A 14,669-nucleotide genomic window follows, 5' to 3' on the forward strand; every position below is an offset into this window, starting at 1 on the left:
CTAGGGTACGCGCGCTTGCATGATACACAATGGCGCGGCAGGCCCCGTGACGGCTGCCGCGCTACCCCGACGGACTCAGGCGGCTGATTGTTGCGCGCCGCGCTCGGGCGTCACGAAGGCCAGGCATTCCTCGAAGGAGCGCAGCACCATGTCGACGTGTTCCTGCACCTCGGCCTGGCTGACCGTGGTCTCGCCGAACGGCAGGCGCACCGTCACCAGCAGCACGTTCGGCAGGCGCGCGTGCAGGTCGCGGGTCGCTTCGCGCCATTGTTCCAGGGTCGACTCGACCGGATAGGTGATGAACACGGTCGAGATCAGGTCGGCCGCGTCCGGCCCCGGGCTTTCCTGCTCGGCGCCGATCACGCTGCTGCGCGCATCGATGTCGACTTCGCGCAGGGCGCGCACCAGCAACTCGCAGAGCACGTCGTCGCGCTCGGTGCCGAGGCCGGCGCACAGCACGATCGAGCGCGCCGGCACGTCGAGCGAGCCCTGCCAGCGTCCGAGGCGTTCCTCGCGCATCTGGCGCAGGTGGGCGCCGATGTTGGCGTCGAGCAGGGAGACGCGCTGGCGCTTGCGGCTCTTGCCCGGCGCGCCCGAGACCGGCGTCAGGGTGGCAGCGACGTCGGCGATGGTGGCGCGGATGTGCTCGACCTGGGCGGCGTCGATCTGGCCGCTGCGCTGTTCGGCCGCGGCCAGCACCACGCCCGGCAGCAGCACCTGGTCGCAATAGCGGGCAAAGCTGTGGCGCTCGAGGTAGGTTTTCGCATCCTCGATGATCGCGTGGCGGTCGCCGCTGAGCACGCGCTGGTAGAAGCGCTGCGCGGTGGTCACGTTCGGCACCTCGCCGAGCAGGATGGTGACCGGCTCGAGCGCGCGCACGTGGCGCCCGGCCACGACCAGGCACAGCGTCAGCGGGGTCGACAGCAGCAGGCCGACCGGACCCCACATCGCGCCCCAGAACAGCGCCGAGACGATTACCGCCAGCGGCGACAGGCCCGAGCTGTGGCCATACACCTTCGGTTCGATCACGTTTGCCACCAGCAGTTCGAGCGCGACGAACACGGCCAGGCAGGACAGGGCCAGCGTCCAGCCGGGATCGATCGCCGCCACGAACACCGCGATCAGGGCGCCGGCGGCCATGATGCCGAGGTAGGGCACGAAGCGCATCAGGCCGCTCAGTGCGCCCCACAGGAAGGCGTGCGGCACGCCGAAGGCCCACAGCACCACGCCGATCAGGGCGCCGAAGGTGAGATTGACGATGAACTGCGACAGGAAGAAGCGCGACACGCCGCGCGTGGCGTCGGACAGCGCGCGCACGGTGCGGCTGATCTCGGCCTGGCCGGCGAGCCGGATCGCGCGGTCGCGCAGGGATTCGTGTTCGAGCAGGATGAACACCAGCAGCACCAGCACCAGGCCGGCCTCGCCGATCGGGCCCCAGGCCAGCGAGAACAGGCGCGCCAGGGTGTCGCGGGTGGTGGCGCGCGGGGCGCGGATCTCGACCGGCAGCGGCTGGTTCGCCGCCGTGGTGAGCGTGCCGCGGCGCACGGTCACAGGTGGCGCCGGCGGCGGCGCCACCTGCGGCGCGACCGCGCTCAGTTCGGCTTCGAGACGGGCGAAGGGGCGCTCGGTCATCTCGCGCACCTTTTCCACCTTCGACTTGATCGCGGCGCGGTACTGCGGCAGGTCGCGCGTGACGGCCACCAGCTGGAAGGCGAGGATGGTGCTGATGCCGACCACGCAGGTGCCCGCCAGCACCACCGAGAGCAGCGTCGCCGGCAGCTGCGGCAGGCCGACGCGGCGCAGGGCGCGGATCAGCGGCGCGAGTACCAGGCTCAGGATCGATGCCAGGGCCAGCGGTTCGAGCACGTCGCGGCCGAAGTAGAGCAGGCCGAGCATGCAGCTGGCGGTGACGATGGTGCTGGACGTGAGGTAGCTGAGCAGGGATGAATCGCGCATCGATTGCAGGGGCATCGGAGATCGGTCGGCGTTGGCGTTGGCGTTGGCGTGGGTGGTGCGAATGGCACATGCCATCGGCGCGAGCAGTCTAGCACCAATGGCAACCCGGCAGGAGGGGGCTTTCACGTAGGATGGTTCAGCTCCGCGATCAGCGAGCGCTGCGCCGCCGCGCCGTCACAGGGTGCGCGGAAAACCGTGGGGTGGGTCAGCGCACAGGCTGCTCATCCTGAGCGTCGAGCACCGCCAGCAACTGCCCCGCATCGACCGGCTTGACCAGGTGATGGTCGAACCCGGCGTCGCGCGAGGAAGCCCGGTCGCTGGCCTGGCCGTAGCCGGTCAGCGCGATGTAAACCGCGCCCGACAGCGCCGGCTGGCTGCGCAACTGGCGCGCCAGCGCATGGCCGTCGATGTCCGGCATGCCGATGTCGAGGATGAATACGTCCGGCGCTTGTGTCGCCGCGGCGGCCACCGCGGCGCGCGGGTCGTTGACGGTCTGGACCACGTGGCCGGCCGCTTCGAGCAGGGCGGCCAGGGTCTGGGCGGCGTCGACGTTGTCGTCCACCAGCAGGATGCGGCGCTGTCCACGCGCGGCCGCGGGCGAAGGCATCGCCGGCGCGGCGGGCGCCGGGGCCGTGCCGCGCGCCAGCGGCAGTTCGACCGTGAAGGTGCTGCCCTGTCCGGCGCCTTCGCTGTGTACCCCGACCTGGCCGCCGTGCATGGCGACGATGTTCTTCACCAGCGCCAGCCCCAGGCCGAGGCCGCCCTGGGCGCGGTCGGGCGTGCGCTTGCCCTGTACGAACAGGTCGAACACTTGCGGCAGCAGGTCGGCGTCGATGCCGCTGCCGTTGTCGGCGACGTCGATCCTGACCTTGCCGTCCGCCGGCGCGACCGTCAGCACGATCCTGCCGCCGGCCGGCGTGTACTTGGCCGCATTGGCCAGCAGGTTGGCCGTGACCTGGATCAGGCGCGCGCGGTCGCCCAGCACGCAGGCGCGCGCCGCGCCCAGCTGCACCACCAGCGCGTGCCTGCCGGCCTCGATCAGCGGATGGACCTGCTCGGCGGCCTGGGTGACGACCGCCTTCACGTCGACCTCCGCCATCTCCAGCTGCACCATGCCGCGCGTGACGCGCGAGACGTCGAGCAGGTCGTTTACCAGCGTCGTCATGTGGTTCACCTGGCGCGAGATCACCTCGCTGTACTGGCGCACCTTGTCCGGCTGGCCGGGCGCCAGGCGCAGCACCTGGGCCGCCGCGCTGATCGGCGCCAGCGGATTGCGCAGCTCGTGCGCCAGCATCGCCAGGAACTCGTCCTTGCGGTGGTTTGCGTCCTGCAGCGCTTCCTCGACCAGTTTCTTCTCGTGGATGTCGGTATCGGTGCCCAGCCATTTGATGACGGCGCCGGCCTCGTTGCGCAGGGGAAGGCCGCGCGCGAGGATCCAGCGGTAATCGCCCGAACGGTGGCGCAGGCGGTAGGTCATCTCGTAGGGCGTGCCGGTGGCGACGCTGTGCGCCCAGGCCGTGCCGGCGCCGGCCTGGTCGTCCGGGTGCAGCATGTCCTCGGCCCAGGTCCTGCCTTCGGCCGCCCCGGGCTCCAGGCCGACGAAGTCATAGAACTGCTCGTTGTGATAATCGATGGTCCCGTCCGGCAGCGCCGTCCACACCATCTGCGGCATCGCGTTGGTGATCGTGCGGAAGCGCTGCTCGCTGTCGCGCAGTTCCTCTTCGAAGCGCTTGCGCTCGGTGACGTCGCGCGTGGTGCCGGCCACGGCTTCGACCTCTCCCTGCGGGTTCAGGATCGGCACGAAGATGTAGTCGTAGATGCGGCGCCCGAAGGTGCCGTGGAAGGGCACCTCGCCGCGGATCGGCGCTTTCGTCGCCTTCACCTGCTCGATCTCGCGGCCGTGCATGGCGGCGTGCCAGTCCGGGTAGCCCAGTTCGAGGCAGTTCTTGCCGAGCGCCTCCTCGCGGGTCCTGCCCCACATCTGCAGCAGCACCGCGTTGGCGTAGGTGAAGCGGTGTTCGAGATCGAAGACGTAGACCAGGTCCGGGGTGTTCGACAGCACGGTCTCGTACAGCCTGCGCTCGCGCACTGACGCGGCCGCCATCGCCGCCAGTTCGCGCTGCGAGCGCGCGTGGCGCGCCGCGTTCTCCTGTTCGCGCAGGTGGCGTTCGGCCAGCAGGGCGACCAGGTCGGCGAAATAGCCGATCTCGCTCGTCAGCGTCGCGCCGGGAAGCCTCGGCGCCGGATGGTAGAAGGCCAGGGTGCCGAGCACGCGTCCGCCGGGCGAGTGCAGGGGGAAGGACCAGCAGGCGCGCACGCCGTGTTCCCTCGCCAGCGCATGCGTGGGCTGCAGCCGGGGCTCGGCCAGCACGTCCTCGACGACGACGACCGTGCCCGCGTGCGCCGCCTGTCCGCAGGCTGCTTCGAGCGGCCCCACCGGCACCGATGCCAGCGCGGCGGCGAAGCCCGGCGGCAAGCCGCTCGCGCCGGTTAGGCGCAGCAGGCCGGCGGCCTCGTCGAGCACATAGTGCGCGGCCCAGGCCTGGCCGCCGATCAGGCGGCGCGCTTCGTCGAGCAGGCTTTGCAGCGTCTCGCCATAGGGAGCGCCGCGCACTGCGAGCGACAGGACGTGTTTTAAACCATCGAAATCCAAGCCTTCGCCATGGGGCTGCATGTAAACGTCCTGTCGCTAGCGTGATTGCTTGGGCGATTGTAGCTGATGGCAATAAGTGGAGCGCCTGCCGCCCATCCGTGCGCCTCTTGAAAAGACCCGCCAACAGTGTGTTTGCTTCGCGTGAACACCTTTACAATCTTGACATCCCCTTAACGGCAGATGCCGGAGCACACCATGGCCCAAATCCACCCTGTCGGCTGGCGCGAGATGTCCGTGACCGGGAGTGCCGCACGCGAGATCGAAACCCTGGCTTTCCTCGAGCAGCGCCTGTCCGACACGCCCTATGTGATCTACCACGGCGTGCACTGGACCAATGTCGAGCAGGGCTACTCGGTGTACGGCGACGTCGACTTCATCATCCTCGCGCCGAACGGGCGCATGCTGCTGATCGAGCAGGTCGCGGGCTTTCTCAACGAGACGCGCGACGGCATGGTCAAGAACTACCAGGGTAAACCACGAAAGATCCGCAACCAGATCCTGCACACGATCGAGGGCCTGACCCGGCGCTACCAGGGCGAGCTGTCGATCGACTACCTGCTGTACTGTCCCGACTACATCGTGCGCGACCCGCAGCTGGCGGGGATCGACCCCGCGCACATCATCGACTCGACCCGCAAGCGCCGCCTGGCCCAGGTGATCCGCGAGGCGCTGCCGATCACCGACAAGACCGAGGACTTCGACAAGGTCACGCGCTTCCTCGGCGACACCCTCAGTTTGCGCCCGGACCCGAGCGCGATGATCGGCTCGGCGGCGCAGATGGTCACGCGCCTGTCGGGCGGCCTCGCCACCTGGGCGCGGCGCCTGGAATTCTCGCCGTTCCGGCTGCGCGTGGTGGGCACGGCCGGCAGCGGCAAGACCCAGCTGGCGCTGGCCGAATACACGGCCGCGATCGACGCCGGCCTGCGCCCGCTGTACGTGTGCTTCAACCGGCCGCTGGCCGACCACATCGAGCGCCTGATGCCGCCCGGCGGGCGCGTCGCCACTTTCCACATGCTCAGCGACGCCTACATGCGCGCCCAGGACGTCACGCCCGATTATGGATCGCCCGAGGTCTGGGACAAGATCGAAGGCGCGCTGGCATCGGCCAAGCTGCCCGAAACCTGGCAGTTCGACGTGCTGATCGTCGACGAAGGCCAGGATTTCTCGATCGCCTGGCGCGACATCGTGCTGTCGATGCTGAAGGAAAACGGCCGTGCGATCTGGCTGGAAGACCCGGACCAGAACCTGTACGGCCGCGCCATGGTGCCGCTGCCGGGCTGGGTGGTGCTGCATTCGAACACGAATTACCGCAGCCCGCGCCAGATCGTCAGCATGCTGCAGTCGCTCGGCGCCGCGCGCCAGCCGGTGGAAGCGGGCAGCCCCTTCAAGGGCGCCGACATCGAGGAGCTGACTTATCCGGAAGGCGACGTCGAGGCCATGCTGGCCCAGACCCGACGCGCCGTGACCGCCTGCCTGCAGGCCGGCTTCCAGCGCCAGGACATCGCGATCTGCTCCTTCCGCGGCCGCGAAAAATCCGCCATCCTGAACCTCGACAAACTCAGCGACGCCCACACGCTGCGCTCGTTCACGGGCGAATACGACCTGTTCGGCAACCCGGTGTTCCGCGAGGGCGGCCTGCTGGCCGAGTCGGTCTACCGTTTCAAAGGGCAGAGCGCGCCTTGCCTGATCTTCACCGAGATCGACTTCGAACAGATGGACGACCTGGTGCTGCGCAAGCTGTTCGTCGGCATGACGCGCGCGCGGCTGAAGCTGGTGCTGGTGATGAGCGACCGGGCGTCGTTGCAGATGCTCGATCGCAGCGAGGAGATGCGGCTCTGATCCTGGGCGGGCAAGGCGGGCTGATGCAGCCTTGCCACATGATGGGTGATTACTTGCCTTGCCGGCTATCCGCCATCTCGCGCTCTGCATTCGCAGGTGCGCCGACCGGGGGCGCCGCGCGCACGCAATTGCGCCCCCCGTGCTTCGCTTCATACAGCGCCAGGTCGGCCGCGTGCACCAGCGTCTGCGCATTGTTCCCGTGCGCCGGATACGAGGCGACGCCGATCGATGCGGTCGCGCCGATGCGCTGGCCGTCGTGCAGCACCTCGCCGGCGGCGATGAGCTGGCGCAGCGCGTCGGCGCGCTTGATGGCGTCCTCGATGCCGCATTCGGGCAGCAGCACCACCATCTCTTCGCCGCCCATGCGGCAGGCCACGTCGGCCGAGCGGATGTTCTCGCGCAGCGTCAGCGCCACCTTGCGCAGGATGGCGTCGCCACCCTCGTGGCCATAGGTGTCGTTGATGCGTTTGAAGTGGTCGAGGTCGAGGACGAGCACGCTCAGCGGAATGCCGCTGCGGCTCGAGCGCGCCAGTTCGCGCTTCAGGATCTCGTCGAGGTAGCGGCGGTTGTAGAGCTGGGTGAGCGGGTCGATGATCGACTGCTGGCGCAGCGACACGCGCAGTTTGACGTTGCTCAGCGCCAGGCCGAGCTGCTCGGCCACCTGGCCGATCCAGGCGCGCTGGGTTTGCTCGCCCTTGGCCAGCTCGTCGCCGGTGATGGTCAGACAGCCGATGACGTCGCCCTGCGTGACCAGCGGCAGGCACAGGCGGTCGAGCTGGCTGTCGGGACCATGACGGCAGGGCAGGCCGTCGCCATCGACGTACAGGTGCGGGCTGCCGCGCCGCAGCGCCCAGCAGTCGAGCGCCTCGATCGTTTCCGGCTCGGCGGCGAAATCGCCCCAGCCGGCCTTGCGCTCCAGCAGGTCGCGCGAGTTGTTGTACAGGTAAAGACTGCCCGACAGCTTCGGCAGCAGGCGCGGCAGGTAGCTGGCGATGATGCCGGCCGATTCGTCGACCGTTTCCGCCAGCTCCAGCGAGTGCATCAGTTCGGCGCTGCGGAACAGCAGGTCGTTCTGCGAGGCCAGGCGTTCCGCCGTCACCTCGGCCTGCCCCGCGGCCTGCTTGGCCTTCAGTTCGGCCGCGTTCCGCTGGCGCAGCACGCGCTGGCCGGCGGCCAGCATCGCGGCCAGGAACAGGATGTTGGTGATGGTGGCGAACAGGCTGGCGTTCGCGGCGGTAGTGGATGTGGCCAGCAACTGCTCGCCGAGGTCGTTGCGGCGCTTGGCGTAGATGGCGAGCTCGTCGCCGATCAGCTTGCGCAGCAGGTCCATCTGCGCCTTGCCGCGGCCCGTGGCCATGAACGCGGAAGAGGCGGCGAAGCCGCCTTCGCGGCGCAGGCTGATGATTTCCTCGACGATGTGCAGCTTTTCCGCCGTGGCACGTTCTATTGCCTCGACCCGGGCGATCTCGGCCGGGCTCGTCAATTCCCGGCGCAGCGCGGCCTGGGTCGCGGGGATCGCGTTGATGGCGGCGTAATACGGCTCCAGGAAGCGCTGGTTGCCGGTCACCACGAAACCGCGCTGGGCGGTCTCGGCATTGAGCAGCATCTCGAGCAGCGTGAGGTTCAGGCGCTCGGCATCCGACGCGCTTTGCAGTTCGGCGACCACGACGTGGACCTGGCGATTCACGAACATCGGCAGGGCCGCCACGGTCGACATGACGAGGATGATCGCGCCGGCGGCGACCTTGATCTTTGTTTCGAATTTCATTAGCAACGCAACGGCCTTGGTAACGGGTCATTGTGCACGGACTGGACGGCTCGGTGTCGGGTGAGGATGCGAGGCGTCTGCATGCGTGTATCCGGCGAGAGTACCACAACGCAACTCTTGCCCTTTCCACGTTGGCGTACGCTGACCCTCCCAGCGCGTCTATTGCGCGCACGGCAAGTTGCAAGCTCGGCTATGATGGCGGCCGGCCGGCAGTTTCAACAGCAGTCTTGCTTGGGTAACGTCGAGCGAATTGTTGAAGTGTGCAGGTGGAGTCGCGATGAGTGCAGCAGGTACGGTGCCCGTTTCAAATGGCGCAAGTGATAAACAGTATGTACTGATTAATGTACTGAAGGCGGTGGCCGCGCAGCTGATCGTGCTGCATCACCTGGCCTTCTATGGCCCGATGGCCGATCACGCCTGGCCGCTCGCGCCCGACCTGTTCAGCTGGCTCGCGGGAGACGCCCGCATTGCGGTGCAGGTCTTCCTCGTCATCGGCGGCTTCCTCGCTGCGAAATCCCTTTCTCCGCATGGCCTGCCCGGGCTCGATCATCCGCTGCGCGCGATCGGGCGCCGCTATTTGAAATTGGCGCCGCCGTTCATCGTGGCGATGCTGTTTGCGGTGCTTGCTTCGTATATCGCGGGCGCCTGGATGGACCACGATTCGATCTCGGCGCCACCAAGCACTCTCCAGTTTGGCGCGCACATGGTGCTGCTGCACGATGTATTCGGCTATGAAGCCCTGTCGGCTGGCGCTTGGTATGTCGCGATCGATTTTCAGTTGTATGCGTTGATGTGCGTGCTGCTCTGGGTGTCCGGACGCCTGGGACGAGACCGCAACTGGCCATGGGGCGTGCCTGCCTTGGTGGGTGTCGGCGTCATTGCGTCGCTGTTCGTGTTCAATCGCGATGCGGACTGGGACATCTGGGCCCCGTATTTCTTCGCGAGTTACGGTTTGGGCGCGCTGGCCTGGTGGGCGAGCGATCCGAGACGGCAACCGGTTGCGATCATCGCCTTGCTGTTGTTGATGGTCGCGCCGACGCAGCTGGCGCTGGCGGTCGATTTCCGGGTGCGGATTGCGGTGGCGTTTGCCGTGGCCTGTCTGCTGCTCCTGTTGGGGCGTGAAAAGCCGGCCTTGCTGACGGGCCCTGTATCCCGGCTTGTGCAGGTGCTTGCAAAGACGTCATATTCCGTCTTCCTGGTGCACTTCCCGGTGTGCCTCGTCGTGAATGCCGCTTTCACGCGTTTCGCACTGGAAGTGCCGCATCTTCAGTTCATCGGCGTGATGATTGGCTGGGCTGCCAGCCTGCTTGCTGGCGCTGCGTTCCATCGTTGGGTAGAGACGCCGCTGGGCCGATTACTGACATCGCATAGAGAAGCCAACGTGGATAACTTCATGACGCTGAGGGGACAAACTCAACAAGGCAGTTGATGTGCGGTTTCACTTCATTTTTTCAGAACGAACTTGCGATGATAAGCAAGAAATTCCGCCTGTTTCTGGAGCGGGCCGACATTCAGGACCTCAGGGATGCCCCAGCGGTGAAGGATCGACCGATCCAATGTTGGGGAAATGATGAGTTCACCGTTATCGGTGAAAGAGATGAAGCCACGGTCAAACAAATGATCGACATGTGGCGCGAGCATCAGGCCATTGCATCCGTTTAGCTTCTCCTTGTCGGAGCAGTCTTTCCAAGGCTTGATATGGCTTGCTCGCAGGTTTCTTGGATCAGTGACGCCCGTAACCCGGCAAGACTTCTCGTTCCGGCGGACATTGATTTTGAAGAGTCCTTGTCCTCGACGCGACTTCACCAATTGCTCTTTCATCGTCGGACCGATATCCGTGCGCCCAACGATTCCCTCTTCAAGGACATCGCACACGGCCTCGTACTGCAGACGATTGGCACGATCAGTAACGGCTGAGTACTCGCTTCCGATGAGACTGATCAGCAACTCAGCCATTGGAACGGGTACATGTGCGAGGTAGACCGATTGCAGTCCATCGCCACTGGCTTGCAAGGGAGAGTACTTTGAAGGGAGGAGCGGGCGCAGGACTTCGATATGATCTTTAGGACGAATGGTATTGCTCAGTTCCGTGTAGTCCACGGGGACATGCCAACCATCATCTGACCAGTTACCACCGGCGCGTCCGAAATCAGGTTTGGGGGCGCTCCTGGTCGGTCCTGTAGCAATCCCTATCGCCTTGATGAGGGTGTTGCAGTACGAGAAGATAACGTCTCCAGGACGAACCTCTTCCATGAAGGCATAGAACTGATTCTTATGGCCATTGGCCTTCATCTTGGGAGACCAAAGAAAGCTACCGGATATCTCTTCTGTGTATGTTTGATTCTGATTTACCCACCAATAGCTTTTCGTAGATTGCTGTTGGGTTAGGTTGATGTGCAGAGTATTGGTAGTACTGTAGGCAGCGTTCACAAAAACTCTCTTTTGTCGGACCTGATGAAAGTGGCTTACACCATTGTAGATTCGACAGGTGCGAGGATGTCAAATAGAAATTGAACATGCCATCAGGGCATAGGCTTTTGTTTTAGGATTACGCTGAATTTCGCGGTTAAAGGACGTTCTGGATGCCCAAAGAAAAAGGCCAACGCAAAGCGTTGGCCTTTTGTTCTAGCAACAGAACGCAATCAAACGTCAATATTTCCCGCCTGCAGCGCATTACTCTCAATGAAGTTACGACGTGGCTCCACCTCATCCCCCATCAGCGTGGTAAAGATCTGGTCCGCCGCAATCGCGTCCTCGATCTGCACCTTCAGCAGGCGGCGCACGGTCGGGTCCATCGTGGTTTCCCACAGCTGTTCCGGATTCATCTCGCCCAGACCTTTATAGCGCTGCTTGGACACGCCGCGTTCGGCTTCCTCGCGCAGCCACTGCATGGCGGTGTGGAAGTCGGTGACGGCGAATTCCTTCATCTTTTCGCCTTCGCCGCGGCGGATGATCGCGCCTTCGCCCATCAGGCCCTTGAAGGTCGCGGCCGAGCCGGCCAGCACGTTGTAGTCGGCGCTGGCGACGAAGTCGGCGTCGATCTGGGTCACCTGCACGTTGCCGTGGCGGATGCGCTCGATGCGCAGGGCGTGCTTTTCGCTCAGCTCGTCCGAACGCACGCTCACCGTCACGGTCGGGTCGGCGATCGCCGCTGCCATCGCCGAAGCCGAAGCCTGGGCGTTGTCCAGCGTGGTCAGGTCCAGGGTCACGCCGCCGGCGACGATCGCGGTCAGCGCAGCGCGGTCGATCACGCGGGTCAGGCGCATCATGATGGCGTTGGCCAGGTTGTACTGGCGCACCAGTTCGGCCAGCGCTTCGCCGGTGATGGCGTCGGCGCCTTCGCGCGGGATCAAGGAAGCGGTGTTCAGCGCCACCATCATCATGTAGCTCGCTTCCTCGACGTCGTCCTTCAGGTAGCGCTCGTCGCGGCCGGCCTTCACCTTGTACAGCGGCGGCTGGGCGATATAGATGTGGCCGCGCTCGACCAGCTGCGGCATCTGGCGGTAGAACAGCGTCAGCAGCAGGGTGCGGATGTGGGCGCCGTCGACGTCCGCGTCGGTCATGATGATGATGCGGTGGTAGCGCAGCTTGTCGACGTTGAATTCGTCCGGGCCGATCGAGGTGCCCAGCGTCGCGATCAGGGTCGTGATCTGCTCCGACGACAGCATCTTCTCGAAGCGCGCCTTTTCCACGTTCAGCACCTTGCCGCGCAGCGGCAGGATCGCCTGGAACTTGCGGTCGCGGCCTTGCTTGGCCGAGCCGCCTGCCGAGTCACCCTCGACGATGTAGAGTTCGGCCAGGGCCGGGTCGCGTTCCTGGCAGTCGGCCAGCTTCGAGGACAGGCCCAGCCCGTCCATCACGCCCTTGCGGCGGGTCAGGTCGCGGGCCTTGCGGGCCGCTTCGCGCGCACGCGCGGCTTCGACGATCTTGCCGCAGATGATCTTGGCGTCGTTCGGCTTTTCGTTCAGGAAGTCGGTCAGCGTCTTCGCCACGATCTCCTCGACCGGGCCGCGCACTTCCGACGACACGAGTTTGTCCTTGGTCTGCGACGAGAACTTCGGCTCCGGCACTTTGACGGACAGCACGCAGGTCAGGCCTTCGCGCATGTCGTCGCCCGAGATTTCGACCTTGGCCTTTTTCGCCAGTTCGTTCTCGTCGATGTACTTGTTGATCACGCGCGTCATCGCCGCACGCAGGCCGGTCAGGTGGGTGCCGCCGTCGCGCTGCGGGATGTTGTTGGTGAAGCAGAGCACCTGCTCGTTGTACGAGTCGTTCCACTGCATCGACACGTCCACCGAGATGTTCGTGCCGTTGTCCGACAGGCGGTCGCCGGTTGCCTGGAACACGGTCGGGTGCAGCACGGCCTTGGCCTTGTTGATGTACTCGACGAAGCCGCGGGTGCCGCCTTCGAAGGCGAAGATCTCTTCCTTGCCGGTGCGCTGGTCGGAGAGCTTGATGTTGACGCCGTTGTTCAGGAACGAGAGTTCGCGGATGCGCTTGCTCAGGATCTCGTAGTGGAATTCGACGGTGGTGAAGATTTCCTCGTCGGCCCAGAAGTGGACTTCGGTGCCGCGCTTGTCGGTTTCGCCGATGACCTTGATCGGCGACACTTCGAAGCCGTCGCGGATTTCGATTTCGCGGTTCAGCGGTACGCCGCGCTCGAATTCCATTTGATGGATCTTGCCGTTCTGGCGCACGGTCACGCGCAGCAGTTTCGACAGCGCGTTCACGCACGAGACGCCGACGCCGTGCAGGCCGCCCGACACCTTGTAGGCATTCTGGTTGAACTTGCCGCCGGCGTGCAGTTCGGTCAGGGCGATCTCGGTCGCCGAGCGCTTCGGCTCGTGCTTGTCGTCCATCTTGACGCCGGTCGGGATGCCGCGGCCGTTGTCGGTGATCGAGATCGAGTTGTCGGAGTGGATGGTGACGTGGATCTCGGTGCAATAGCCGGCCAGCGCCTCGTCGATCGAATTGTCCAGCACTTCGAACACCAGGTGGTGCAGGCCGGTCCCGTCCGAGGTATCGCCGATGTACATGCCCGGACGCTTGCGGACCGCTTCCAGGCCTTCCAGAATTTGAATCGAGGCGGCGCCGTATTCTTCCGACGAGGCCGGCGAAGAAGGCATTGGTTGAGTGTTCTCGGACATGGACTGCTTTCTCAAAAAACGATGTATTCAGACTGCTCAGTTCGGGCCGCGTCCTGATTAAACAAGAGGCAGCCCGGGATGCGCCTCGTTAGATACGCATCGGCATGACGACGTACTTGAAGTCGCCATTGTCGGGAATCGAGATCAGGGCCGACGAGTTCGAGTCGCCCAGCGCGATGTTCACCTGGTCGCACTTCAGGTTGTTCAGCACGTCGAGCAGGTAGGTGACGTTGAAGCCGATGTCGATCGCGTCGCCGCCGTAGTCGATTTCCAGTTCTTCCACCGCTTCTTCCTGGTCGGCGTTGGTCGAGCTGATCTTCATGCTGCCCGGGGTGATGATGCAGCGCACGCCCTTGAACTTGTCGCTGGTCATGATCGCGGCGCGCTGCAGCGAGCGCAGCAGTTCTTCGCGGCTGATCGTGAAGTCGTTCTTGTAGCCCTTCGGGATCACGCGCGTGTAGTCCGGGAATTTACCCTCGACCAGCTTCGACACCAGTTCGATGTCGGCGAAGGTCAGTTTGACCTGCGAGGCGGCGATGTCGAGCTGGACGGTGTCGTCGCTTTCTTCCAGCAGGCGCTGCAGTTCGATAATGGTCTTGCGCGGGATGATGACTTCCTGGCGCTCGAATTCCTGCTCGGCTTCGACCTGGCAGAACGCCAGGCGGTGGCCGTCGGTGGCCACGGCGATCACCTTGTTACCGTCCAGCACCAGCAGCAGGCCGTTCAGGTAGTAGCGGATGTCCTGCTGGGCCATCGCGAAGTGCACCATGTTGAACAGGTGCTTCAGCGTCTTTTGCGGCAGGGTGACGGTGGCGTTGTGGCTTTCCGCGACCGAGACGGTCGGAAATTCCTCGGCGGCCAGGGTCTGCAGCGCGAAGCGCGACTTGCCGCTCTGGACCGCCAGGCGCTTGTTCTGCAGCGTCATCGTGACGTCGCCCGATTCCGGCAGCGCGCGCAGGATGTCCAGCAGCTTGCGGGCGGCGACGGTGGTGCCGGTCACGTCCGGGCCCGAACCGATGTTGGCGTGCGTGGTGATCTGCACTTCGGTGTCGGTCGACAGGAAGGACACGCTCTCGCCGTCCTTGCGGATGAGGATATTGGCCAGAATCGGCATGGTGTGCCGACGCTCGACAATACCGCTCACGATCTGCAGTGGCCGGAGAAGCGTGTCTCGGGTGGTTTTGACCAGTTGCATAGTTATCCTCAGATGAGTTAATACAGTGAAATTGTTGCTACAGCACTATTTTGCCGCTTGTAAGGGCCAAATACAAATTCGGTGGCTTCATGGTCATCGGTCTTCATGCAA

The 14,669-nt window shown here is 64.8% G+C and carries 8 protein-coding genes; 2 read left to right on the forward strand and 6 right to left on the reverse strand.

Annotated elements, in window-relative coordinates; all coding sequences use genetic code 11:
* Window positions 1-75 precede the first annotated feature (75 nt).
* Complete coding sequence (locus ACFOPH_RS19665; protein WP_379737012.1) at window positions 76-1,971, reverse strand: AI-2E family transporter; 1,896 nt, start codon at window positions 1,969-1,971, stop codon at window positions 76-78.
* A gap of 190 nt (window positions 1,972-2,161) precedes the next feature.
* The gene (locus ACFOPH_RS19670) at window positions 2,162-4,630 is read right to left on the reverse strand and encodes a hybrid sensor histidine kinase/response regulator (RefSeq protein ID WP_379737013.1); all 2,469 of its coding nucleotides are present in this window, start codon (window positions 4,628-4,630) and stop codon (window positions 2,162-2,164) included.
* A 174-nt stretch (window positions 4,631-4,804) separates the two neighbouring features.
* On the opposite strand from ACFOPH_RS19670, the gene ACFOPH_RS19675 reads away from it, so the two are divergent.
* Window positions 4,805-6,448, forward strand: a complete 1,644-nt coding sequence (locus ACFOPH_RS19675; RefSeq protein ID WP_312548694.1) for an ATP-binding domain-containing protein — start codon at window positions 4,805-4,807, stop codon at window positions 6,446-6,448.
* Between the two features lie 49 nt (window positions 6,449-6,497).
* Here the strand turns inward: ACFOPH_RS19675 and ACFOPH_RS19680 are convergent, their stop codons facing one another.
* A complete protein-coding gene (locus ACFOPH_RS19680) occupies window positions 6,498-8,216 on the reverse strand; it encodes a diguanylate cyclase (protein WP_312548693.1) in 1,719 nt (572 codons plus the stop codon).
* 277 nt (window positions 8,217-8,493) lie between these two features.
* On the opposite strand from ACFOPH_RS19680, the gene ACFOPH_RS19685 reads away from it, so the two are divergent.
* Window positions 8,494-9,645, forward strand: coding sequence for an acyltransferase family protein (locus tag ACFOPH_RS19685; RefSeq protein WP_379737014.1), 1,152 nt, complete (start codon window positions 8,494-8,496; stop codon window positions 9,643-9,645).
* A gap of 14 nt (window positions 9,646-9,659) precedes the next feature.
* Here the strand turns inward: ACFOPH_RS19685 and ACFOPH_RS19690 are convergent, their stop codons facing one another.
* The 3 genes from ACFOPH_RS19690 to dnaN all read right to left on the reverse strand — a co-directional run bounded on the left by ACFOPH_RS19690 (window position 9,660) and on the right by dnaN (window position 14,558).
* The gene (locus ACFOPH_RS19690) at window positions 9,660-10,646 is read right to left on the reverse strand and encodes an HNH endonuclease (protein ID WP_379737015.1); all 987 of its coding nucleotides are present in this window, start codon (window positions 10,644-10,646) and stop codon (window positions 9,660-9,662) included.
* 212 nt (window positions 10,647-10,858) lie between these two features.
* Entirely contained in the window at window positions 10,859-13,363 is a 2,505-nt protein-coding gene (gene gyrB, locus ACFOPH_RS19695; protein ID WP_379737016.1) for a DNA topoisomerase (ATP-hydrolyzing) subunit B, read from the reverse strand.
* A gap of 88 nt (window positions 13,364-13,451) precedes the next feature.
* Window positions 13,452-14,558 (reverse strand): DNA polymerase III subunit beta, encoded by a 1,107-nt coding sequence (gene dnaN / locus ACFOPH_RS19700; RefSeq protein WP_312548678.1) that lies wholly within the window; start codon window positions 14,556-14,558, stop codon window positions 13,452-13,454.
* Window positions 14,559-14,669 lie beyond the last annotated feature (111 nt).

Source organism: Massilia haematophila, from assembly GCF_042647645.1.
GTDB lineage: Bacteria > Pseudomonadota > Gammaproteobacteria > Burkholderiales > Burkholderiaceae_D > Telluria > Telluria haematophila.